Origin of the sequence: Actinoplanes octamycinicus, from assembly GCF_014205225.1 — a bacterium.
GTDB lineage: Bacteria > Actinomycetota > Actinomycetes > Mycobacteriales > Micromonosporaceae > Actinoplanes > Actinoplanes octamycinicus.
Genome location: NZ_JACHNB010000001.1, coordinates 8,340,222 through 8,362,780, shown reverse-complemented (window position 1 = coordinate 8,362,780; position 22,559 = coordinate 8,340,222). Strand labels below are relative to the sequence as shown.

Sequence of the window (22,559 nt, the reverse complement as noted above, 5' to 3'; positions counted from 1 at the left end):
CACTAGAGCGCCGCGACCACCCGCGGACGTCGCCCTGGAGGGCCGGGCGTTCTGGACGCGTAGCGGCCAGCCCGGCCCGGAAGGGTCCCTGGCGGGAGCGACGATCGGTGATCAGCGCGGATCCGAGTCATCATTCTCTTGATCTTGAAGTTCTGGATCCGGGTCTTGGTGACGAGAGCGAGGACGAGGAGCGGGTCAGGAGATGGCGACGTCGTCGAAGTAGACGGTGCCGGTGTTGTCGGCGTTCTTCAGGTGCAGCTGGACCGCGGCGGCACCGGCCGGCGCGACGGTGTCGACGACCAGCTTGGTCCAGGTGGTGTTGCCGACCGGCAGGCGGTTCGAGGTGCTCTCGCTGATCCACTTGCCGTTGGCGTCGAACCAGCTCAGCGAGATCTCGGTGATGCCGGTCGCGTTGAAGCCACGGGCGAACGCCTCGGCCCGCCACTTGTAGCCGGGCTGCACCGGCGTGATCGGCGCGACCCGCATCGAGGGCAGGCCGGCGCTGGTCCGGGTGGTGCCGGTGAACTTCAGCGAGCGGGCCCCGACGCGCGGCATGTCGCCGGTGACGACGCCGGTGCCGGCGTCCGGCAGGTTCCGCTTCCACGGCGAGTCGACGTCGGCCGCCTCGAAGCTCAGGTTGAGGAAGCTGTTCGGCATGGTGCCGGTCGTCCACGCGGTGCGGACCACGGAGGCGGCGAGCTTGGCCGAGCCGTCCGCGTGGAACAGCCCGAAGGTGTACTGCGCCGGGATCGTCGAGACGGTCGAGTTCGACGGGATCGCGCCGGCCGAGAAGTCGTTGAGCGTCCACGGGGCCACCGAGCCGACGCCGGCCTCGGTCGCCGCGCGGAACACCCGGGCCAGGTAGAGCGCCTGCTCGCCCTCGCTGGTGGCGCTGCTGCTGACGCCGGTCTCGCCGATCACGATCGGCGACGGGGAGACCGCGGCCTGCGCCTTGCGGATCTCGGCGAGCGAGCGCTCCGAGTTGCCGTAGAAGTGGAAGTCGTAGTAGTCGAGCGGCGTGTTGACCAGCGACGCCTTGATGCTCGCCATGCCGGCGGCGCCGGTGCCGCCGTCGACCGAGAGGGTCAGCGGCATGGCCGGGGCGGCGGCCCGAACCGCCGGGATGAGCTGGCGGACCCAGGCGACCGCGTCCGCGTTGGCCGGCTGGAACTCGTTCTTCAGCTCGACCGCGATCACCCGCGGGTCGTCCTTGTAGGGGTCGAGGATCGCCTTGGCCCAGGCGATGCTGCGGGCCGCGTCGCTGTAACCCTCCCACCAGTCGAAGAGGGTGAACTTCACGGTCATCCCGTAGGCGTCGGCGATGCTGACGAACTTGCGCAGCTTCTCGGTGTACTCGACCTTCGGGGCCGGGTAGCCGAAGGCGTCCGGGAAGACGATCACCCGCACGTTGGTGGCGCCCAGCTCGGCGGCCTTGGCCAGGTCCGCGTCGATCGCGACCGGGTCGAAGCCGGTCCACATCGCCGACCAGCCGGCGTTCGACGGGTAGTAGTTGATCGTCTTGGCGACCTTCACCGCGGCCAGCCGGCCGGCCAGGGTCGGCGCGACGGCCGCGACCGCGGTGGTGTCGGTGCCCTCGGCGGCCTGCGCCGGGGAGGCCGCCAGCACCGAGCCGAACAGGAGAGAGGAAGCGAGAATCGTGGACGCCAGGGCGGTCGCGCGGTTCCGGATGCTCATCAGATGACCTCTCGCCAAGTTGCTTTTCGGGGGTGCCCGCTTCGATCGGCGGGTTTCACCCGGGTTGCAGGGCTTGGCTGAGGGCAAAGAGGTTGCAGAACGGGAGCGTGGGCCGCCGGAGATCCGGCGGCCCACGCTGACGAGAACGGACTCAGTCCTCCGCGGGGAGGCTGTCCATGAACGAGCTGACCGAGAAGACCGCGCGTCCCGCGCCGGCCGGGCCGTAGCCGGGCGGGCTGGTCAGGCCGTTGGCCTCCATGGTCGCGCGGTACGCCTCGAGCAGCCGGATGTGGTACTCCAGCGGCGCGCCGTTCGGGTTGGTCTTGCCGAGCGGGGTGGTCGGCTCCGGGCACCAGGTGGTGAACCGCGGCGTGATGCCCCGGGACATGAAGTACTCCAGGCCCTCGGTGGTCGAGTCGATCGCCTCGTTCACGCTGGTGAAGCCGAACGGCTCGGCCATCTCGATGCCGGCCACGAAGTTCGGGATGACGTTGCGCGGGCCGAACACCTCGGCCGACTCCAGGATGCGGCGGTGCCACTCCTCGCGGCCGACATACCGCTCCTTACCGGGGCAGTAGAGCTCGAACAGCCGCTTGTCCCACACCTCGTAGTTCGGGTGGTAGATCTGGATCCCGTAGTCCTTGAAGCGCTGCACGTCGGCCCGCGGCAGCGCCTGGGCGACCACCTTGCCGATCCACCGGCCGGGGAAGCGCTCCTCGATCGCCTGCGCGTACTGCCCGTAGAAGTCGGCCTCGGTCTTGCCGCCGACCTGCGACGTGACGCTGCCACCGGTCAGCGTGTACGCCGTCGAGGTCTTCAGGGTGTCGTGCTTGTCGATGATCGCCAGGGCCTCGAGGACCTCCTCGATCGGCTTCACCCCGGTGTAGGGCCGCCCGGCCGCCTTGTGCTGCCGCCAGTTGTGGTTGATGTCGCAGTACTGGCACTCCTCCTTGGCGCCGAAGTACTGACAGACCCGGAAGACGGTCAGGTAGACGAGATAGCCCCACTGGATGGTCGGCGCCACCTCCATGACCTGCTTGCCGTTGGCCAGCGTGTGCCGGTAGTAGTCCGGCATCGGCGGCAGCCCGACCTCGGCGATCGGCCGGTCGTCCAGGAAGAGCATCAGCCGGCCGTCGGCGTCCGGCTTCACCCGGTACGGCGACTCGGGGTTGGTGCGCACCGACACCACGGTGCGGCGCAGGTCATAGGGCCCGCCGGTGAGCACGATCTCCTCCGGCGGCCGGCGCAGCGCCGCCTCGCCCAGCTCCGGCAGCGTCCGGTGGTCGAACGAGAAGATGAAGTAGGACTTCGGCTTGACGTCCCCGTTCTCGTTGTCGGTCAGCGCCGCGTCGTCGAACGCCAGGCCGCCACGCAGCAGATCCTCCTTGATCACCGCTTCCCGCGGAACGTGCGGGAAGCGGCTCATCAAGTCCTCGATGAGGTCGGTCCTGCGCTGCATCTTTCCTCCTGCTGATCGGTACCCCGCCAGGCTATGCCCGCCGGGAACACGATGCCCATCGGGTGTGACGAAACGAGCGGCCGGCAGCCCCGCGGGCCGCGGCCACCGGCATGATCTCGGCATGCCCGACGACGACTTCATCTGGTCCGAGGCCCACCGCTGGCGCGCCCACCTGGATGCGCGGAACGGCGCCGGCCCGGCCGAGCTGACCCTGCGCCTGCTCAAGCTCACCGAGGAGGCCGGCGAGGTCGCCCAGGCCTGGATCGGCGCCCAGGGCCAGAACCCGCGCAAGGGCGTCACGCACACCGTCGACGACGTGGTCGCCGAGCTGGCCGACGTGGTCTTCACCAGCCTGGTCGCGATCGCCAGCCTGGGCGGCGACCCCCGGCAGGCGGTCACCGACTGCGTGGTCAAGGCCGCCGGTTATCTCGATGCTGCGCCAGCTCCAGATCGATGAACGCGCCGATCATCGCCCGGTAGACCCGCTCCACCACCTCCGGGGAGGCCCCGGCCTCCCCGGCCAGCGCCCGCACCTTCCCGATCACCTCGTCGACCCGCGCCGGCGCCCGCACCGCCTGCTCGTCGGCCTTCAACGCGCCGGCCCGCCGCACCAGCGCCTCCCGCGCCGCCAGCAGCCGCACCATCTCACCGTCGATCGCGTCGATCTCCCGCCGCACCCCGGCCAGCGGAGACTCCCCAGCACTCATCCGGTCACCCTACGAACCCGCCGCCAGCCTCAGGACGCGCTGTCCAGCACGACCACGCCCGGGTCGTACGTCGTGAAGTGTTTGCCCTGGCCCTCGGCGGTCTCGCGCCGGTAGTCCTGCGGGCTCTGCCCGCGCTCCCGCTTGAAGGCGGCGCTCAGCGCGAAAGCGCTGCCGTAACCGACCCGGCGGGCGACCGCGCCGATCGTCGCGTCCGGCTCGCGCAGCAGGTCCGCGGCCAGGGCCAGCCGCCAGCCGGTCAGGTAGGCCATCGGCGGCTCGCCGACCAGGTCGGTGAACCGGCGGGCCAGCGCCGACCGGGACACCCCGGCCTTCGCCGCCAGCGCGGCCACCGTCCACGGCTCCTCCGGCGCGGTGTGCAGCAGCCGCAGCGCCGGGCCGACGATCGGGTCGTGCTGCGCCTGCTGCCGGGTCCCGGCCGACGGGCTGGCCAGCCAGGCCCGCAGCACCGACACCAGCAGCAGGTCGAGCAGCCGGTCGAGGACCAGCTCCTGGCCCGGGGCGGTGCCGGCCATCTCGGTGAGCAGCAGCCCGACCAGCGTCCGGTCGGTGGCGGCGGCCGGCTGCACCAGCATCGCCGGGAGCGCCTCGAGCATCCGCCGGCTCACCTCGCTGCGCAGCTGGTAGGTGCCGGTGAGCAGCTCGGTCCCGCCGGCCACCCGGTCACCCCAGCTGCGCACCCCGAGGTGCTCGCGGGGCACACCGTCCACCGTGGTGCACACCTGGCCGGGCTGGATGATCGTCTGCCAGGGCGTCGCCGGGTCGTCGGCGACCGTGTACGGCTCCGGGCCCCGGATCACCGCCACGTCCCCGGGCTGCAGCGCGACCGGCGCGTCCCGGATGATCTGCGCCGTCCCCTGCACCACGGTGACCAGGGTCAGCGACGCCTGATCCTGGATCCGCAGGGCGAACGGCGGCTCCACCACGGTGCGCAGCAGGAAGGCGCCGCGCGCCCGGGTCCCGTCGAGCAGGCCGGTCAGCGTGTCCACGGGGATCACCGTGACACGCCGGCCGTCCGCTTGGCCAGCGCCGGGCCGAGACAGGCCAGCGCCAGCGCGGTCAGCACGGTGCGCAGGTCGTTGACCGGCACCCAGACGCCCTCGAAGTCGTGGCGGGCGCGGGCGAAGTCGTCGCCGGCCCGGGCGAGCTGATCGTTGAGCGGCACCTCGACGCCCATCGTCAGGATCAGCACCAGCAGGTAGAGCACCGCCGCGGCGCCCGCCCACCAGGCCGCGGCCCGCCGGCCGGATCGCGCGAGCAGCACCGCGGCCAGCCCGGTGAAGCCCAGCGCCCCGACGAAGACCAGACCGAACAGGCCGTTCTCGATGGCCGCGTTGATCCCTCGCATGGCGGTCACGAAGGTGCGGTCGTCGGTCTCGTGCAGCCCGGGCATGACCGAGACGGTGAAGGCGAAGAAGATCCCGGCCATCAGCCCGGTGCAGACCAGCGCGGCGGTCAGCACGCCGGTGAGGACACCGGCCCGGGACCGGGTGGCGGTCACGGTCACGACCAGACCCCGGTCGCGGCGGCGTTGCGGGCGTAGCCGGCGAAGTCGCGTGCCGGACGGCCCAGGGCCTGCTGCACGCCGTACCCCAGATGGGCGTTGCGGCCGTCGGTGACCAGCGCGAACAGCTCGGCCAACTCCTCCGGAAGCCCCTCGGCGCGCAGCGCCGCGACATAGTCGGCCTTGCTCACCGGCAGGAACCGGATCTCCCGGCCGGTGGCCGCGGACAGCTCCGCGGCCACCTCGGCGAAGGTGAGCAGGCGCGGTCCGGTCAGGTCATAGGTACGCCCGTGGTGCCGCTCGTCGGTTAGCGCCGCGGCCGCCACCTCGGCGATGTCGTCGGCGTCCACGAACGGCTCGGCGGCCTCGCCGACCGGCAGCGCGATCTCGCCGGCCAGCACGGCCGGCTGGAAGAAGTCCTCGCTGAAGTTCTGCGCGAAGAAGCTGGACCGCAGCACGGTCCACTGCACCCCGGACTCCTTGACCACGTCCTCGGCGTCCTCGGCGGCGGGCTCCCCGCGCCCGGCGAGCAGCACGATCCGGGTCACGCCCTGCTTCACCGCCTGCTCCACGAAGCCGCGCACCGTCTCGGTGGCGCCGGGGAACGCCAGGTCCGGCTGATAGGACAGGTAGACCGCGTCGATCCCGTCGAGCGCCCCCGTCCAGGTCCCCGGGTCTTCCCAGTCGAACCGCGGCTGTGCCGCTCGCGACCCGATCCGTACCGGTACGTCCCGCCCCGCGAGGAGTCGCGCCACTCGCCGCCCGGTCTTGCCTGTCCCGCCCAGAACCAGAATTGTCATGCCCTGAGTTCACCCGAGCCGGCGTGGACGAGCCATGGTCAGGAGTCCTCCGCGCATACGCGATCGTCCACGCGGCCGGCCCGCACGTCGGCGACCGCGGCGATCAGCGCCGCCCCGACGAAGGCGATCGTCACGGCGAGCGATGTCCGGAACGCCAGCCCCCAGTCGCCCTGGTGGTGGTCGAGCCGGTTGAAGAAGACCGCGCCCACCCCGGCGATCCCGACCGCGGTGCCGATCCGCTGCCCGGTCTGCAGCACCGCGGCCGCGCTCCCGGCCCGCCGTACCGGCACCTCGGACAGCGTGATCGTCTGGTTCGGACTGATCACCAGGCCGCTGCCCAGCCCGGCGACGAGCAGCGGGAGGACCGTCGCCCAGCCGGCCGCCGAGCCGCTCACCAGGGTGAGCGCCAGGATCGTGCCGGCCAGCCCGGCGGCGACCGTGACCAGGCCGGCGACCACCAGCGTGCGGCCGGTCTCGCTCACCTTGCGGCCGCCCAGCGCCGAGGTCACCGCCGAGCCCAGCGCGAACGGTGTGATCGCCAGCCCGGCCTGCAGCGCGGAGTAGTGCAGCCCGTTCTGCAGGAACAGCGTGTAGGTGAAGAAGATCGAGGTGAACCCGCCGAAGTAGAGCACCCCGACCAGGGTGCCCAGCGAGTACGACCGGACCCGGAACAGCTCCAGGTCGATCACCGAGGGGGCGTGCCGGCTGAACCGCCGCTCCCACGCCCAGAACCCGGCCAGCACCGCGGCGGCCGGCACCAGCAGCAGCCACTTGGCCGGCCCGGACCATTCCCGCTCCTGCACCAGCGGCAACAGCAGCAGGAAGACGCCGACCCCGAGCAGCGTGACACCGACCGGGTCGAGCGTCTCCCGTTCCTTCCGCGCCCGGGCCGGGATCCAGCGGGCGGCGAGCGCGATCGCGACCAGGCCGATCGGCACGTTGATGTAGAAGATCCAGCGCCAGCCCTCGGCCGTCCCGAAGACCTGGATGAGCAGGCCGCCGAGCAGCGGCCCGACCGCCGTGGACACCCCGATCGTCGCGCCCAGCAGCCCGAACGGCCGGCCCCGCTCGGCCGGCTCGAACAGCTCCTGGATCAGGCCGGACACCTGCGGGTTCACGATGCCGCCGGCGGCGCCCTGGACCAGCCGGGCGACGACCAGCCACAGCGCGCTGGTGGCCAGCCCGGCGGCCGCGCTGGCCAGGGTGAACAGGGCTACGCCGAAGATGAAGACGTTACGCCGGCCGCGGGCGTCGCCGTACCGGCCGGCCGGCACCAGCAGCAGGCCGAAGGTGAGCGCGTAGCCGGACAGGACCCACTGCAGCTCGCCGGAGCCCAGGTTCAGGTAGGCGCGGATCGACGGCAGCGCCACGTTGACGATGCTGATGTCGAGCAGGGTCATGAAGCCGGCCACCAGCGCGACGCTCATCGCGTGCCAGCGGGTCCTCGGCGTGGTCTCGGTTGTCACCGTGCGGCTGTTCCCGCGATCGTGCCGGGTTAGACATGTGCCGCCGACCTGCCTGACCGGTCTCGCCAGGGACCGCCGCAGGGGCAGCTCGTACGCCGGATGCTCTCCGATCCGGTGGCGGTGCGCGACGAGGTCCCGTCGGGCAGCTTCGCCGCTTCGGGGGAATGGGTCGTCGGGATGAACGACAATGCGATGAGGCTGACCGCCGAGGCGACCCGGACCCGGCGGGACACACTGGCCCGGGTCGGCGAGGTGTGATCGCGGCGCGCGTTTCCCGGTAGCAGAAGGAATGGAATACCCGGCGCTTTCCAGATCATCCGCGGAAAATTGCTGGATTTGTTTTCCGGCCGCTGGGCATTCGATGTGGCGAATGACCCGCTGACAGGGAGGCAACGTGAGTGAGCTACCGACCGGCGCGTATGCGCCGGGTGATTCTTCCGGTGACACTTCCGCGAAGGCCAAGCACGTCGCCGTGGAAGGCAAGCAGGCGGCGGGCCAGGCCGTGTCCGAGGTGAAGGACACCGCGACCGAGCAGGTGCGACGCGTCAGCCAGGAGGCCGGGGCGCAGGCCCGCAACGTGGCCGGCGAGGTGCGCGACAAGCTCGGTGAGCAGGCCAAGGTGCAGAGCGACCGGCTGGTCGGCTCGATCCGGCAGACCGCCGACCACCTCGACGAGATGCGCGGCGACCGCACCGACGGCCCGGCCGCGGCCGTGGTGTCCCGGGTCGCCGACGGTGGCCGGCAGCTGGCCGACTACCTGGACCGCAACGGCCCCGAAGGGGTGCTCGCCGAGGTGCAGGACTTCGCCCGGCGCCGCCCCGGCGCGTTCCTGGCGACCGCCCTCGCGGCCGGCTTCGTGGTCGGCCGGCTCGGCAAGAGCGTGGCTAAGGCCGACTCCGGCGCCACGACCGGGACCGACCGCAAGCCGGTCTCGGACAGCTACAGCACGGTGAGCACGTCGGTGCCGCCGGCCGGTGACTACGCCACCACGACCGGCGCGGGCGCCGATTACGCGGGCGCCGACTACGCGGGCACCGGCTACACGCCGACCCCCGCCACCGCCACCACCGGCACCGAGTACGCCTCGACCGGCACCGGCACCCCCGTGGTGCTGCCGGAGGAGTACCCGGTGGCCGAGGAGTACCCGCTCGGGACCCGGGAGCCGCGGCCGTGACCAGCTCGCTTCCCCCGGACCAGTCGGACCGGGTCGCGCAGACGTCGATCGGTGAGCTGATCGGCAACATCAGCGACGACCTGTCGCAGCTGTTCCGCCAAGAGGTCGAACTGGCCAAGGCGGAGATCAAGCAGGAAGCCACCAAGGCCGGCAAGGCCGCCGGCATGCTCGGCGGCGCCGGGTTCGCCGGCTACCTGGCCGTGCTGCTGCTCAGCCTCGCCGCCGTGTTCGGCCTGGACGCCGTCATGCCGGCCGGCTGGGCCGCCCTGATCGTCGCCGCGATCTGGGGCATCGTCGCGGCCGTCCTCTACGTGACCGGCAAGAACCGTCTCAAGACCGTGGACCCGATGCCACGGCGCACCGTCGACACCCTCAAGGAGGACGCGCAATGGCTGAAGAACCCGACCGGCTGAGGCAGAACATCGAGCAGACCCGCGCGTCGCTGACCCGCGACGTCGACCTGCTCGCCGAGAAGACCAGCCCGAGCAGGGTCGCCAAGCGGCGGTGGAACACGGTGAAGGAGAAGGTGATGGGCAGCGCTTCCCACGTGGGTGACACCACGTCCTCGGCGGTGGGCACGGTGCAGGACAAGGCGTCCCGGCTGGGTGACTCGGTCGGCGACAAGGCGTCCCGGCTGGGCGACACCGCGAGCGAGAAGGCGCACGAGGCCGCGGACGCGGTACGCGGCGCCCCGCAGGCGGTGGCCTCCCAGACCCAGGGCAACCCGCTTGCCGCTGGGGTGATCGCCTTCGGCGTCGGCCTGCTGGCCGCCGGGCTGATCCCGGTCACCGAGGCCGAGCGTCGCGCCGGGCGGCAGCTCAAGGAGAACAGCGGTGAGCTCACCGACCAGGTCAAGGACCTGGCCGCCGAGGTGAAGGACGAGCTGACCGGCACCGTCCAGCACGCCGCCGCCCAGGTCAAGGAGACCGCCCAGGACGCGGCCCAGACCACCAAGGCGCAGGCTCAGGACTCCGCCCAGCACGCCACCGAGCAGACCCGGCAGGCCGCCCGGAACTGATCCGGAACGGTCGGTTGAACGCGCCGATGCCGGGTATCCGAGTTCCTGTCCGCACGATGAAATCGTCAGGAGGAGAAATGCCAAGCGCACGCGAGATCATGACTCCCGGTGCGGTTTGTGTGAGTGAACGGGAAACGCTGGCCGACGCCGCTCAGAAAATGGCCGATCTCGATGTCGGTTCGCTGCCCATCTGTGGCGATGACAATCGCCTCAAGGGCATGATCACCGACCGCGACATCGTGGTGAAAGCGATCGCCAAGGGTCGTAATCCGGCCGAGGTCCCGGCCGGCGAGCTGGCCGAGGGCAAGCCGGTCACGATCGGCGCGGACGACGACGCCACCGAGATCCTGCGCACCATGGGTCAGCACCAGGTGCGCCGGCTTCCGGTCATCGACGGGCACGACCTGGTCGGCATGGTCGCTCTGGCCGACGTGGCCCGGGCACTGCCCGACCGCCCGGTCGGCGACCTGATGGACGCCATCTCGAAGGGCTGACCAGGCCGGACGGCACGAGGGCGCCGGATCACCGCAGGGTGGTCCGGCGCCCTCGTGTGATTGAGAAAGCTCGTTCCCGGGCATGCAGCGCGGCATGAAACGGACCTTGATCATCGCCGCCGCGGCGCTCCTTCCGCTGGCGGGCTGTGGTTCAGTCGGGGGCCGTGAGGAGGCGGCGGCCGCCGTCGCGACCCGCCTGCTCGCCGCGGCCGCCAGTCAGAACGGCCCGCAGGCCTGCGCCACCCTCGCCCCGGATACCACCGCGGAGCTGGAGGAATCGGCCGGCAAGCCGTGTCCGGATGCGATCCTCGACGAGGAACTGCCCGAGCCCGGCCGGGTGGTCGGCACCTCGGTCTACGGCCAGTGGGCGCAGGTGCGGCTCGCCGACGACACGCTCTTCCTGGCAGTCTTCGACGACGGCTGGCGGGTGGTCGCGGCCGGCTGCACCTCGCGCGGCGAGCGTCCCTACGACTGCACCCTGCAGGGGAGCTGACATGCGCGCGCTCTTCATCCTGCTCCTGCTGGTCGTCGCGGCCGGCCTGATCTACTTCACCGCGCTGGGGGTGCTGCAGCGATGAGACGCTTCCTGCGGGAGAACTCGCTGGGCCTGGTCTTCGGCCTGCTCTTCCTGATCGTGCTGGTCGGTCAGGCCTTCGCCGGACACGCCGACTTCAACCAGCAGCAGCTCAGCGAGGGCCTCCCGGAGATCGGCCTGGGCCGCTACCTGACCTCGGCCAGCTTCGGCGTCGACGTGCTGGAGAACTGGCAGTCCGAGTACCTGCAGTTCTTCCTCTACATCTGGTTCACCGTGTGGCTGCTGCAGAAGGGCTCGCCGGAGTCCAAAGAGCTGGACAAGCCGGGCCGGGAGTCGGATCGGGACCAGAAGGTCGGCCACTTCGCCGACGCCCGCTCACCGAAGTGGGCCCGCGCCAGTGGTTTCCGCCTCTGGCTCTTCTCCAACTCGCTCGGCCTGGTGATGGGGCTGATCTTCCTGCTCTCCTGGCTCGGCCAGTCGATCACCGGCTGGGCGGCGTACAACGAAGAGCAGCTCGGCGACCTGCAGGACCCGGTCACCTGGGCGACCTACGTCACCGAGCCGGACTTCTGGAACCGCACGCTGCAGAACTGGCAGTCCGAGCTGCTCGCGGTCGCCTCGATGGCGATCCTCGCGATCTACCTGCGCCAGCGCGGCTCCTCGCAGTCCAAGCCGGTCGGCGCCGCGCACACCGCCACCGGCGTGGAGGGATAAAACCGCTCTACGGTACGGCCGGAGCGCTCCGGCCGTACCGGGCACCGGACCTTGAGTTAAGTAGCTGACAGTCCGGTTTGGATCTTTTTAGGCCGGGTAGACAGGCGCCCCCGGCACGGGAACGCCGTGCGGGACACAGGGAGGCGCCTGATGAACCACGACGATCTCCTCACCCGGATCCAGCAGAACGGGCGCCTGCACGGGCGCAACGAGAGTCGCCGGGTCGTCACGACCGTGCTCGGCGTGCTGAGTGAGCTGCTCCCGGCCCCGGCCTACCGCCGGTTGACCGCGGGGTTGCCGGAGGAGCTGCGACAACGACTGCCGATCCCGGAGCCCGGCCGGATCGTCGAGATCCTCGACGTCCGCCGGTTCCTCACCCGGGTCGCCGATCGGCTCTACGCGGACAGCGCGGACGCCGCCTTCCTGGCCCGGGTGGTGCTGGCCGAGCTGAACACCGCCGACCGCGGGATCCGCCCGGAGCAGCTCGCCCACCTGGTCCCGGCCGACCTGCGCCCGCTGTTCCGCTCGGTGCCCGCCCTCCCGTGGTCCTTCGCCGACCACTCCGCCGCGCCGCGGCCCCAGCGCACCACCGCGCCGTCGCCGTCCGCGGCCGCGCAGCTCAGCCCCCGGTCCGCTTCGGTGTAGACCGCGGTCCGGTCCCGCTTCGAGCTGGCTGTCAGGGGTGTCTCGACGACGTCGAGACACCCCTGACGCCCAGCCGGGACCGTGCGGGTCCGGCGTTCAGCGGGTCCAGCCCGGTCGGGACCGTGCGGGTCCGGCTTTCAGGGCGCTCGGCTCGGTCGGTCGGGCGGGACCCAGCGGCCGAGCAGCATCGCGGCCAGCGCCCCGGCCCCGGCCACCACGAGTGCGGCCGCGGGCAGCGAGACCGCCGCGGTGACCGCGCCGATCAGCAGCGGCCCGCCGCCGTTGCCCAGGTCGGAGCACATCCGCCAGGCGCCCAGGAACCGCGCCCGCCCGGCCACCGGCGACACGTCCGCGCCGATGGTCATCACCAGGCCGGCGCTCAGCCCGTTCCCGACGCCCATCAGCAGGCCGATCACGGTGAGTCCGGCCGCGCCGCCGGCCAGCGGCAGCAGCGCGTGGGCCAGCCCGAGCAGCGCCATCGCCGGGACCGCCGCCCAGCGCCGCCCGCGCCGGTCCATCAGTCGCCCGGCCGGATAGAACAGCAGCATGTCCACGCCGCCGGAGATCCCGTAGATGACGCCGATGGTCGCCGGGGACAGTCCGAGCCCGGCGCCCCACAGCGGCAGGATCGTCTGCCGGGCCGCCCGCAGCGCGCCGACCAGCAGGATCGCCGAGCCGAGCGTGCGCAGGACGGGCGCGTTGTCGCGCAGCACCGTCGTCAGGCGGGGCCGGTCGAGCGGGCCGGCGTGCGGCCGGTCGTGCGGCACCGGTGGCAGCACCACGACCAGCGCCGCGGCCACGGTGACCGCCACCGCGGCCACCAGGTAGGCCCCGGAGACGCCGAGCACGTGGACCACCGGCGCGCCGAGGAACGGTCCGGCGAAGGTGCCGACCCGGCCCACCCCGCCGAGCGTCGACATCGCCCGGGCCCGCAGCTCCGGACGGACCGCCTCGGTGAGGTACGCGTGCCGGGCCAGCCCCCAGGCCGCCCCGGTGATGCCGAGCAGGAAGACCGCAACGGCCAGCAGCCGGACGTCCCGGGCCAGCATGCAGGCGACCAGCGCGGGCAGCCCGAGAGCGGCCGCGCCGAGCATGGTCCGCTGCTCGCCGAACCGGTCGACCAGCACCCCGGCGGGCAGCCCGCCGGCGATCTGCCCGGCCCCGAGCAGCCCGGCGACCAGGGCAGCGGCGGCGGGGGAGGCGCCCAGCCCGGTCGCCGACAGCACCACCACCGGGGCGATCGCGCCGAACCCGGTGGAGTAGACCGCCGACGGCAGGTAGACAGTCGGCCCCAGCTGACGCAGGGTCAGCCCGCCCTGGTCGAGTCGGGTCACTCCGCGGCGACGCGGCCGAACGCGGACCGGTGGAACACCAGCGGCGACAGCAGCCCCTCCCGGTCCACCGGGTGGTCGACGGCGTGCAGCCGGAGCAGCACGATGGTGTGGTCGCCGGCCTCCACCTCGCGGTAGATCGTGGTGTCGAACCGGGCCAGCCCGTCGTCGATGGTGACCGCGCCGTCGTCGCTGACCGAGGCGGCCACCCCGTCGAACCGGTGCTCCACCGCCCCGGCCAGCTGCCGGCAGATCGTGTCGTGGTGCGCGGCCAGCACGGTCACCCCGAGGTGGTCGGCGCGGCGCAGGTCGGGCCAGGTCTTCGAGGTGTTCGCGATGGAGAAGGAGACCAGCGGGGGATCGATGCTCACCGACGTGAAGGAGCTGGCCGCGAGCCCGACGAGCCGCCCGTCGACCGCGGCCGCGACGGCGACCACCCCGCTGGGGAACACGCCGAACGCCTGCCGCAGCCGGATCGGGTCCAGGTCCTGGTTGGTGGCGAACGTCGCGGGGGTCTGCGAGATGGTCATGCGCGGTTCCTTACCGTCGGGCGTGCGCTTGTGAGGCTAAACAGTCAGGTCAGCGGCCACGAAGACGGGCAGGACAAGCGCTGGCCTCCCCGCCTTCTCCGACGACCGGCCTCAATCTATATCGACCCTATAGGTTTTAGAAAGTATCTGCGACGTCACAGTCCGCAGGCCGGGAAGGTCTCGCCTCTGCCTACCCACTCGCACGCGGGCCACACGGACGCGCGCGGTCCGCTTCGTCCTGCGACCGCCGATCAGGGGTACGCGCGCAGCCGTCCCGCCGAGGCCGGCGCGACGACGGACCGCTTGCCGGGCGCGGGGCGCTCGGGGCGTACCGGAAAGCGGCGGCAGCAAGCCGGAGCGGGCCGCTCGTGGGCGGCGGGGTGAGCCGGACCGCAGCGGACCGTTCGTCGGCGGCCGGGTGAGCCGGACCGGAGCGGACCGGGAGTGATCGGCGGTCAGGCGGACTGGCGGACCACCAGGGACGGCTCGTAGATCACCGAGCTGACCCGGGAGGTCGGGTCCTCGATGCGGGTGAGCAGCACCTTCGCCGCCTCGGCGGCCATGTCCTCGAGCGGGTGCCGGACCGTGGTGAGGGCCGGTCGGGCGGCCAGCGCGGCGCTGCTGTCGTCGAAACCGACCACCGCGACGTCGTCCGGGACGCGCTTGCCGGCGTCCCGCAGGACGAGCAGGGCGCCGAGGGCCATCAGGTCGTTGGCCACGAAGACGCCGTCCAGCTGCGGGTGTGCGGCGAGCAGCTCGCGCATCGCCTCCTCGCCGCTGCGCTGGGTGAAGTTGCCGCTGACGGTCGGCACCCAGGCGTGCCCGTGCCGGGCCATCGCGCGCCGGAAACCGGTGATCCGGTCCTGGCTGGCCGGCACGTCGGCCGGGCCGGAGATCATGCCGATCCGCTGGCAACCGCGCCCGGCCAGGCGGTCGGCGGCGATCGCGGCGCCGGTCTCGTTGGCCAGGTCGACGTAGCTGATCGGGACCGGCTCGGGCGGCCGGCCGATCAGCACGGCCGGGATGCCGGCCTCGGCGAGCAGGCCGGGCAGCGGGTCGCGGGCCGGCAGGGAGAGCACCACGGCGCCGTCGGCCTGCCCGTTGCGCAGGTCGCCGACCAGGCGTTTGTGCCCGTCGGCGCCGACCATCTGGAGGGCCAGCTGGGTGCTGGCCGGGCGCAGCACGCTCATCAGGCCGCCGACGATCCGGCCGAAGTAGGGGTCGGCGAAGAACCGGCTCATGAACGGGTCGTCGTCGTGCGTCTCGAAGTCGGAGACCACCAGGGCCACCGTGCCGGTGCGCCGGGTGACCAGTGAGCGGGCCATCCGGTTGGGCACGTAACCGGTCTGCTCGACGGCGCTCCAGACCAGCTCGTGCAGCTGCGGGTCGACGTTGCGGATGCCGTTGACGACGCGCGAGACGGTGGCCCGTGAGACGCCGGCCACTCGGGCTACGTCCTCGAGCGTGGGTAGCCGGTGCGTCTGCATGCGGTGTTTATAGCACGGGATGGAGAGCGCTTTCCGCCCTCGCCGCTCCAGGGGCGGTTCGCCACGTTCCGGAACCCCAAACCATTGACGGGAGCGCGGGCGGGCTCGAAGACTGGAAAGCGCTCTCCAAGCGTACGCACCGTCCTCGAACCTTGGGAGATCCCCCGTGCACAAGAAGAAGCTGCTGGCGCCGTTAGCGGCGCTCGCTCTGGTCAGCACCGTGCTGGCCGTCACCCAGTCCGCCTACGCGGCCGATACCCTGCTGTCCCAGGGCCGGCCGGCGCTCGCCTCGTCCACCGAGAACGGCGAATCCCCGGCCATCGCCGCGGTCGACGGCCGCTCCGAGACCCGCTGGGGCAGCCAGTGGTCCGACCCGCAGTGGCTGCGCGTGGACCTCGGCGTCACCGCCACGATCACGCAGGTCAAGCTCGAGTGGGAGGCGGCGTACGCGAAGGCCTTCCAGATCCAGACCTCGCCGGACGGCAACGCCTGGACCACGATCTACAGCACCACCACCGCCACCGGTGGCAAGCAGACCCTGGCGGTCAACGGCTCCGGCCGCTACGTCCGGATGTACGGCACCCAGCGCGGCACCGGCTACGGCTACTCGCTGTACGAGTTCCAGGTCTACGGAACGTCGTCGTCCACCCCGCCGCCCACCGACGGCCCCGGCTACGTCTACGCGAACCCGCCGGTCACCGGGGTGGTCCCGTCCACCGCGACCCCGCCCGCGCAGAACCCGCCGGTCACCCACCGCGAGTTCCAGGCGAACTGCTCGGTCAGCCGGACCAACCTCGGCGACGACCCGATCGTCTTCCCGAACCTGCCCGGCGCCTCGCACTCGCACACCTTCATGGGCAACCGCACCACCAACGCGATGACCACGCTCGCCTCGCTGCAGGCCGGCGGCACGTCCTGCATCACCCCGGGTGACAAGACCGGTTACTGGATGCCGACGCTGTTCAACGGCACCACCGCCGTGCAGCCGGACGGCCCGCAGGTCATCTACTACAAGAGCGGCGTGATCGACTACACCAGCGTGCGGCCGTTCCCGCCGGGGCTGCGCTACGTGGTCGGCAGCCCGAACTCCACCCTCGACGAGTTCCGCAACCACCCGGGCGCGGTCGAGGGCTTCGAGTGCGGCGACCTCACCCGGCAGTGGGACATCCCGGCGAACTGCGTGGCCGGCTCCCAGCTCAACGTCCGCTTCCAGGCCCCGAGCTGCTGGGACGGCATCCACCTGGACACCCCGGACCACAAGAGCCACATGGCGTACCCGATCGTCGGCGTCTGCCCGGCCGACCACCCGGTTGCCGTCCCGATGATCGAGTTCAAGATGGCCTGGCCGGTCAGCGGCAACCTGGCCAACGTCCGCTTCGCCAGCGGCCGCGGCTATTCCTTCCACTACGACGTCTACAACGCGTGGGACCCGGCCGTGCTCGCCGCCCTGACCAGGCACTGCATCAACGGCGGGCTGCAGTGCAACCCGCGTGGCTTCGACCAGTACAAGCCGGAGCGCGGGGCGGCGCTCAACGAGCGTTACGAGCTGCCGTAACCCTCTGACCGCTGCCTGCCCGGAGGTTGTGGGGACTCCTCCGGGCAGGCAGCACACCCTTTTTCGGTACGGCGGGAGCGCCGCGCCGGCCGGCTCCGTCGTGTCCGTGCCCGTTCCGGCGCGTTCCTGGCCCGCCGTGCAGCGATCCGGCCACTTCTCGATCCCCGCCCGCCCAGGGGGGCCTGCCCAGAGACAGCGTCGCGCGAAGATGCGGCCGCGCGGGCCAGCCCTGTGGACAGCGCGTCAATGTGGATAACCGCGTCGCCGAGGCGATGGCCATCCTTCGACGGCCCGCCGAGCCGCGCGACGCGGTCGCCGAGATGCGATAACAACTTTCTCGGCGACTATTTCAGAAATCTTTTTGTAGCTTCGCCAGGGCGCTCTCGCGAGTTTTCAGAATGCGCTCCGCGAGCGCCTTCGTGCGGGATTCCGCGCCGGCCGACCGCTCGCTGGTGGCCAGCTGCTTGCCCTGCTCCAGGTGCTCCCGGAGGGCCTTGGCGAGCAGCGCGTCGAAGCCGGCGCCGCGCGCCGCGGTGGCCGACGCGAGCAGCGACGGCGTCACCATGCCGGGCATCGGCATGCCCTTGTGCTGGTTCTCGGCGGGCAGCCCGGCTTCGGCGTGCAGCTGCCGCAGCGTCGCCAGCTCCTCGTCGGTGAACGCTTTGACCTGCGCGGAAAGCTCTTTGAGCGGGCTGCTCCCGGGGGTCAGGGCGAGCAGCGGGAGCAGCTCCTCGTCCATCGCGATGTTGATCTCGATCCAGGCGAGGTCGGTGCCGCCGAAGGCTGGCGAAGCGGCCGGTGCGGGCGCCGAGGGCGGGGTGGGTGCGGCCGGCGTGGTGGGGGAGCCGCAGGCGGCCACGCCGAGCAGCAGGGCTGCGACAAGGAGCCGGGGATTCGGTTTCACGGGCGGAGCTTGCAGTTCCGGAACCGGTGATGTCAATGGGAAGTATTGACCTCCGGCAACATGAGCGAAACAATCGCGTTCGCTTGGAGAGCGCTTTCCCTGTATCCCGAAATGCCGTCCCCCGTGGGGTGTGATCATGAAACAGAGACCAAGACCGGCCCTGCTGGCAGGCGTCCTCGCCGTGCTGCTGGGTCTGGCCACGGTTGCCGTGACGACCGTGGCGAGCGCCGCTGACACGCTCCTGTCCCAGGGCAAGCCCGCCCTCGCCTCGTCGGTCGAGGGCGCCGACGTCTCCGCCGACAAGGCCTTCGACGGCGACGCCGGGACCCGGTGGTCCAGCCAGTTCGCCGACCCGCAGTGGATCCGGGTGGACCTGGGCGCCACGGCCACGATCAGCAAGGTCACGCTGCAGTGGGAGGGCGCGTACGGTAAAGCCTTCAAGATCCAGACAAGTCCGGATGGGACTGCCTGGACGGACGTCTACTCGACGACCACCGGCGCCGGCGGCACCGAGGACCTGACGGTCAGCGGCACCGGGCGCTACGTCCGGCTCTACGGCACTGCCCGGAGCAGCGGCTACGGCTACTCGCTCTACGAGTTCAAGGTCTACGGCTCGCTCGGCGGCACCCCGACCGGCGAGTGCGCCACCAACGCCGCGCAGGGTCAGCCGGCCACCGCCTCCTCGCAGGAGGGCGCCGACGTCTCCGCCGACAAGGCCTTCGACGGCAACGCGGGCACCCGCTGGTCCAGCGTCTTCGCCGACCCGCAGTGGATCCGCGTCGACCTGGGCGCGACGAAGATGATCTGTGGCGTCGTCCTGCAGTGGGAGGGCGCGTACGGGAAATCTTATAAAATCCAGACAAGTCCGGATGGGACCACCTGGACCGACGCCTACTCCACCACCACCGGAGCCGGCGGCACGGAAAACCTGAGTGTTTCCGGCAGCGGGCGGTATGTCCGGCTCTACGGGACCGTCCGGGGCAGCGGCTACGGCTACTCGCTCTACGAGTTCAAGGTCCTCACCAGCGGCGGCACCACGACCACGCCGACCACCCCGCCGACCCAGGACCCCAACTTCACCACCGTCTGGCAGGACACCTTCGACGGTACGGCCGGCACCTCACCGAGCGCCGCGAACTGGTTGCTGCGCACCGGCACCCAGTACCCGGGCGGCGCCGCCAACTGGGGCACCGGCTCGGTCGAGACCGCCAGCGACTCCACCGCGAACGTCGCGCTCGACGGCAGCGGCAAGCTGAGCATCAAGGCGATCCGCGACGGCAGCGGCAAGTGGACCTCAGGCCGGCTGGAGACCCAGCGCACCGACTTCACCCCGCAACCGGGCGAGATGCTCAAGTTCAGCGCCGTGCTCAAGCAGCCGGGCGTGACCAACGGCGCCGGGTACTGGCCGGGCTTCCGGGCCACCGGCGCCGCCTACCGCGGCAACTACACCAACTGGCCGTCGGTCGGCGAGACCGACATCATGACCGACGTCAACGGCCGGGACCAGCTCGCCCAGACGCTGCACTGCGGCACCGCCCCGGACGGCCCGTGCGCCGAGTACACCGGGCGGTCCTCCGGGTTCGCGTCCTGCGTCGGCTGCCAGACCGGCTACCACGAGTACTCCCAGGTCATCGACCGGACCAAGACCGACGAGGAGATCCGGTTCTACCTCGACGGCAAGCAGACCTGGGTGGTCCGCGAGTCCCAGGTCGGCGTGACCGCGTGGAACGCCGCCGTGCACCACGGCTTCTACCTGCGGCTCGACCTGGCGATCGGCGGCTCGCTGCCGAACGCGGTGGCCGGCTTCACCACGCCGACCGCGGACACCACCTCGGGCGGCGTGCTCAGCGTCGACTCGGTGACCGTGTCCAAGCAGACCGGCAGCACGCCCGCCGCGATGACCGACCCGGCCGTGCCGGCCGGGCCGAGCGTCGTCAAGGTCACCGGCACCCAGGGCAACTGGACGCTGACCGTGAACGGCACTCCCTGGCCGGTCAAGGGGATCACGTACGGTCCGCCGCAGGGCGCCGCGGACGGGTACATGCGCGACCTGAAGAACATGGGCGTGAACACGATCCGGATCTGGGGACCGGACGCCAACACCCCGGTGCTGCTGGACACCGCCGCCCGGTTCGGGATCAAGGTGATCGTCGGGCTCTGGCTCAACCACGGCGCGGACTACGTGAACGACACCGCGTACAAGAACGCGGTCAAGTCGGAGATCGTCGCCAAGGTGAACGAGCTCAAGGGCCGGCCGGGCGTGCTGCTCTGGGACGTCGGCAACGAGGTGATCCTGGAGATGCAGAACTACGGGCTGTCCGCCGCCGAGGTGGAGGCGCGCCGGGTCGGCTACGCCAAGTTCGTCAACGAGGTGGCCGAGGCGATCCACGCGGCTGACTCGAACCACCCGGTGACCTCGACGGACGCGTACACCCACGCGTGGACGTACTACAAGCAGTACTCGCCGGCGCTCGACCTGCTCGCGGTCAACTCGTACGGGGCGATCGACACGGTCAAGCGGGACTGGATCGCGGGCGGCTACACCAAGCCGTACATCCTCACCGAGGGTGGCCCGGCCGGCGAATGGGAGGTGCCCAACGACGCGAACGGGGTGCCGACCGAGCCGAGCGACCTGCAGAAAAAGGCCGGCTACACGTACAGCTGGAACGCGATCAAGGGGCACGCGGGGGTCGCGCTCGGGGCCACCGAGTTCCACTACGGCCTGGAGAACGACTTCGGCGGGGTGTGGCTGAACACCACCACCGGCGGCTGGCGGCGGCTCGGGTACGCGGCGCTGCGCGAGGCGTACACCGGGCAGCCGGTGCCGAACACCGCGCCGGAGATCTCCGCGATGACCGTGGGCACTCCGTCGGCGGTGCCGGCCGGCGGCACCTTCACGGTCGAGGTCAGCGCGTCCGACCCGCAGGGCGACGCGATCCGCTACAACCTGATGGCCAGCGACAAGCACATCAACAACAACAAGGGGCTGCGGTATCTGACCTACACCCAGACCGCGGACGGCAAGTTCACGGTACGGGCGCCGGAGACCCTGGGCGTCTGGAAGGTCTACGTGTACGCCTACGACGGCCAGGGCAACGTCGGCATCGAGCAGCGCTCCTTCAAGGTCGTGCCGCCGACCCTGCCCGGCACCAACCTGGCCCGCGGCAAGACGGTGACCGCGTCGACCTACCAGCCGACCGGCACCAACGGGCCGCAGCTGCCGTCCTACGCGGTCGACGGCGACTACGGCACCCGCTGGGCGAGCGAGTGGGTGGACACGGCGTGGCTGCAGGTCGACCTCGGCTCGGTCCAGTCGTTCGACCACGTGTCGCTGGCGTGGGAGGCGGCGTACGCCACGTCGTACCAGGTCCAGACGTCGAACGACGGCGCGAATTGGACCACGGTGTACTCGACGACGGCCGGCAACGGCGGCTTCGACAACCTGGCCATCAACGCCTCCGCCCGTTATGTCCGGGTGAACAACACGGCCCGCGCCACGGCGTACGGCTACTCGCTCTACGAGTTCGGCGTCCACCGCCAGTAACGCACCATCTCGGGCGCGCCCGGCCCACCGGCCGGGCGCGCCTGCTCATGGCATCCGGCGACGGCCGAGGACGGCGTCGAACAGCACCCATCCGTCGACCTCGACCGGCGCCGGATGGTCGGGCTGCCAGCCGCCCCGCAACGCCTCGTCCAGGAACGCCCGCGCGGTGCCGGGCTCGTGCAGGTTCAACGCCCGACCGGCACCGCTGAGCACCGCGCCACTCGACAGGGGGCCGTCCGCCTTCTCCCGGAAGACGACTTCGAGCAGCCCCCGGGCTCGGTGCCGACGGATCTTCAGGATGTCCCGGCAGTCCAGGTAGACCGGCGGCCGGCCCGGGGCGTCGACCCGGTCGTGAAGGTGCCCGACGGACCACACGAACCTGTCCGCGCCCACGATCAGAATCCGCGAAGCACGACGCCGTGGCACCCGACCATCCCGTCCGTCCGGCAGCCGTCATCGGGTGGCGGACAGGAACGCCTGCGCCTGTGCGATGACGGCGGCCGCGGTCGCCCGATTACGCGACACGTACTCGGCATCCCAGATCGACCATGAACTCATCTCGTCGTCATGCAGCACGATGCTCTCCATCAGCGGCCGCAGTTCTTCGGAGCTGCCCAGAAAAGGCCGGCCGTGCCGCCAGATCAGCCGGCCCCCTTCCTCGGCGGTCAGCTCGCCGTTGACGATCAACTCCGCCCACCATCGCACCAGCGCCCACGTTCGGGCCGTGGGCTCCGCCGGAAGCTCCTCGGGAACCAGGCCGAGTTCGTCGGCGACGCGGTCGAAGACGCTTCGCGCCTCCGGCTCCTCGCGCCGCGTCAAACCCGCCAGCATCGGCAGCGAAGGCGATGCGACCCCGGCCAGGAGCGCGTCCACGCCGGCTCGGATCAACTTGTCGGAGCCGACCTCGCAACCGACGAGCCTGTCGATGGCGATCAGCCGCAACTGTCGCACTGCCATCTCGCCGTCCATTTTTCCGCCG

24 protein-coding genes are annotated in these 22,559 nt (G+C 71.4%); 11 read left to right on the top strand and 13 right to left on the bottom strand.

Features of this window, described 5'->3' with window-relative positions:
• Positions 1 to 195: 195 nt before the first annotated feature.
• Entirely contained in the window at positions 196 to 1,695 is a 1,500-nt protein-coding gene (locus BJY16_RS37930) for a glycoside hydrolase 5 family protein (protein ID WP_185044359.1), read from the bottom strand.
• Between the two features lie 151 nt (positions 1,696 to 1,846).
• On the bottom strand, positions 1,847 to 3,154 hold the full coding sequence (locus tag BJY16_RS37925; RefSeq protein WP_185044358.1) for a radical SAM protein: 1,308 nt from the start codon (positions 3,152 to 3,154) through the stop codon (positions 1,847 to 1,849).
• A gap of 121 nt (positions 3,155 to 3,275) precedes the next feature.
• On the opposite strand from BJY16_RS37925, the gene BJY16_RS37920 reads away from it, so the two are divergent.
• Complete coding sequence (locus BJY16_RS37920; protein ID WP_185044357.1) at positions 3,276 to 3,611, top strand: MazG-like family protein; 336 nt, start codon at positions 3,276 to 3,278, stop codon at positions 3,609 to 3,611.
• On the opposite strand, the gene BJY16_RS37915 is transcribed toward BJY16_RS37920, so the two are convergent.
• Genes BJY16_RS37915 through BJY16_RS37895 form a run of 5 tightly spaced genes read right to left on the bottom strand, consistent with a single transcriptional unit; the run spans position 3,565 to position 7,610 of the window.
• Positions 3,565 to 3,861 (bottom strand): chorismate mutase, encoded by a 297-nt coding sequence (locus BJY16_RS37915; RefSeq protein ID WP_185044356.1) that lies wholly within the window; start codon positions 3,859 to 3,861, stop codon positions 3,565 to 3,567. The two genes, BJY16_RS37920 and BJY16_RS37915, sit on opposite strands and share 47 nt — an antisense overlap.
• Before the next feature lie 29 nt (positions 3,862 to 3,890).
• Entirely contained in the window at positions 3,891 to 4,868 is a 978-nt protein-coding gene (locus tag BJY16_RS37910) for an AraC family transcriptional regulator (RefSeq protein WP_185044355.1), read from the bottom strand.
• 5 nt (positions 4,869 to 4,873) lie between these two features.
• Positions 4,874 to 5,386 (bottom strand): anthrone oxygenase family protein, encoded by a 513-nt coding sequence (locus tag BJY16_RS37905; protein ID WP_239176964.1) that lies wholly within the window; start codon positions 5,384 to 5,386, stop codon positions 4,874 to 4,876.
• On the bottom strand, positions 5,383 to 6,183 hold the full coding sequence (locus BJY16_RS37900) for an NmrA family NAD(P)-binding protein (protein ID WP_185044354.1): 801 nt from the start codon (positions 6,181 to 6,183) through the stop codon (positions 5,383 to 5,385). Before BJY16_RS37900 ends, BJY16_RS37905 begins: the two co-directional genes overlap by 4 nt.
• Before the next feature lie 38 nt (positions 6,184 to 6,221).
• Positions 6,222 to 7,610, bottom strand: coding sequence for an MFS transporter (locus BJY16_RS37895; protein WP_185046860.1), 1,389 nt, complete (start codon positions 7,608 to 7,610; stop codon positions 6,222 to 6,224).
• Between the two features lie 138 nt (positions 7,611 to 7,748).
• Here BJY16_RS37895 and BJY16_RS37890 point away from each other — a divergent pair, with 138 nt between their 5' ends.
• The 8 genes from BJY16_RS37890 (at position 7,749) to BJY16_RS37855 (ending at position 12,229) form a co-directional block, all read left to right on the top strand.
• Positions 7,749 to 7,907 carry a hypothetical protein gene (locus tag BJY16_RS37890; protein WP_185044353.1) on the top strand — a complete coding sequence of 53 codons (159 nt, stop codon included), beginning with the start codon at positions 7,749 to 7,751 and terminating at the stop codon, positions 7,905 to 7,907.
• Positions 7,908 to 8,043: 136 nt separating this feature from the next.
• Complete coding sequence (locus tag BJY16_RS37885) at positions 8,044 to 8,823, top strand: hypothetical protein (protein ID WP_185044352.1); 780 nt, start codon at positions 8,044 to 8,046, stop codon at positions 8,821 to 8,823.
• A complete protein-coding gene (locus tag BJY16_RS37880) occupies positions 8,820 to 9,236 on the top strand; it encodes a phage holin family protein (RefSeq protein ID WP_185044351.1) in 417 nt (138 codons plus the stop codon). The genes BJY16_RS37885 and BJY16_RS37880 overlap by 4 nt, the downstream gene beginning before the upstream one ends.
• On the top strand, positions 9,212 to 9,841 hold the full coding sequence (locus BJY16_RS37875; RefSeq protein WP_185044350.1) for a DUF3618 domain-containing protein: 630 nt from the start codon (positions 9,212 to 9,214) through the stop codon (positions 9,839 to 9,841). Before BJY16_RS37880 ends, BJY16_RS37875 begins: the two co-directional genes overlap by 25 nt.
• A 26-nt stretch (positions 9,842 to 9,867) precedes the next feature.
• Positions 9,868 to 10,335 (top strand): CBS domain-containing protein, encoded by a 468-nt coding sequence (locus BJY16_RS37870; protein WP_311775364.1) that lies wholly within the window; start codon positions 9,868 to 9,870, stop codon positions 10,333 to 10,335.
• 94 nt (positions 10,336 to 10,429) lie between these two features.
• A complete protein-coding gene (locus BJY16_RS37865) occupies positions 10,430 to 10,828 on the top strand; it encodes a hypothetical protein (protein ID WP_185044349.1) in 399 nt (132 codons plus the stop codon).
• Between the two features lie 81 nt (positions 10,829 to 10,909).
• Positions 10,910 to 11,584, top strand: coding sequence for a DUF6766 family protein (locus BJY16_RS37860; RefSeq protein WP_185044348.1), 675 nt, complete (start codon positions 10,910 to 10,912; stop codon positions 11,582 to 11,584).
• A 150-nt stretch (positions 11,585 to 11,734) separates the two neighbouring features.
• Positions 11,735 to 12,229 carry a DUF2267 domain-containing protein gene (locus BJY16_RS37855; protein WP_185044347.1) on the top strand — a complete coding sequence of 165 codons (495 nt, stop codon included), beginning with the start codon at positions 11,735 to 11,737 and terminating at the stop codon, positions 12,227 to 12,229.
• A gap of 137 nt (positions 12,230 to 12,366) precedes the next feature.
• Here the strand turns inward: BJY16_RS37855 and BJY16_RS37850 are convergent, their stop codons facing one another.
• From BJY16_RS37850 to BJY16_RS37840, 3 genes are all read right to left on the bottom strand, one after another.
• Entirely contained in the window at positions 12,367 to 13,563 is a 1,197-nt protein-coding gene (locus tag BJY16_RS37850; RefSeq protein WP_185044346.1) for an MFS transporter, read from the bottom strand.
• Positions 13,560 to 14,090 (bottom strand): flavin reductase family protein, encoded by a 531-nt coding sequence (locus BJY16_RS37845; protein ID WP_185044345.1) that lies wholly within the window; start codon positions 14,088 to 14,090, stop codon positions 13,560 to 13,562. Before BJY16_RS37845 ends, BJY16_RS37850 begins: the two co-directional genes overlap by 4 nt.
• Positions 14,091 to 14,545: 455 nt before the next feature.
• Complete coding sequence (locus BJY16_RS37840; RefSeq protein ID WP_185044344.1) at positions 14,546 to 15,577, bottom strand: LacI family DNA-binding transcriptional regulator; 1,032 nt, start codon at positions 15,575 to 15,577, stop codon at positions 14,546 to 14,548.
• Between the two features lie 166 nt (positions 15,578 to 15,743).
• Between BJY16_RS37840 and BJY16_RS37835 the strand changes: the two genes are divergently transcribed.
• Complete coding sequence (locus BJY16_RS37835; protein ID WP_185044343.1) at positions 15,744 to 17,132, top strand: DUF1996 domain-containing protein; 1,389 nt, start codon at positions 15,744 to 15,746, stop codon at positions 17,130 to 17,132.
• 349 nt (positions 17,133 to 17,481) lie between these two features.
• Here the strand turns inward: BJY16_RS37835 and BJY16_RS37830 are convergent, their stop codons facing one another.
• Complete coding sequence (locus BJY16_RS37830; RefSeq protein ID WP_185044342.1) at positions 17,482 to 18,036, bottom strand: DUF305 domain-containing protein; 555 nt, start codon at positions 18,034 to 18,036, stop codon at positions 17,482 to 17,484.
• 136 nt (positions 18,037 to 18,172) lie between these two features.
• Between BJY16_RS37830 and BJY16_RS37825 the strand changes: the two genes are divergently transcribed.
• Positions 18,173 to 21,580: a discoidin domain-containing protein gene (locus BJY16_RS37825; RefSeq protein WP_185044341.1), complete on the top strand. Its 3,408-nt coding sequence runs from the start codon at positions 18,173 to 18,175 to the stop codon at positions 21,578 to 21,580.
• A gap of 45 nt (positions 21,581 to 21,625) precedes the next feature.
• Here the strand turns inward: BJY16_RS37825 and BJY16_RS37820 are convergent, their stop codons facing one another.
• Complete coding sequence (locus tag BJY16_RS37820; RefSeq protein ID WP_185044340.1) at positions 21,626 to 21,955, bottom strand: hypothetical protein; 330 nt, start codon at positions 21,953 to 21,955, stop codon at positions 21,626 to 21,628.
• Between the two features lie 78 nt (positions 21,956 to 22,033).
• Positions 22,034 to 22,549, bottom strand: coding sequence for a hypothetical protein (locus tag BJY16_RS37815; protein WP_185044339.1), 516 nt, complete (start codon positions 22,547 to 22,549; stop codon positions 22,034 to 22,036).
• Positions 22,550 to 22,559 lie beyond the last annotated feature (10 nt).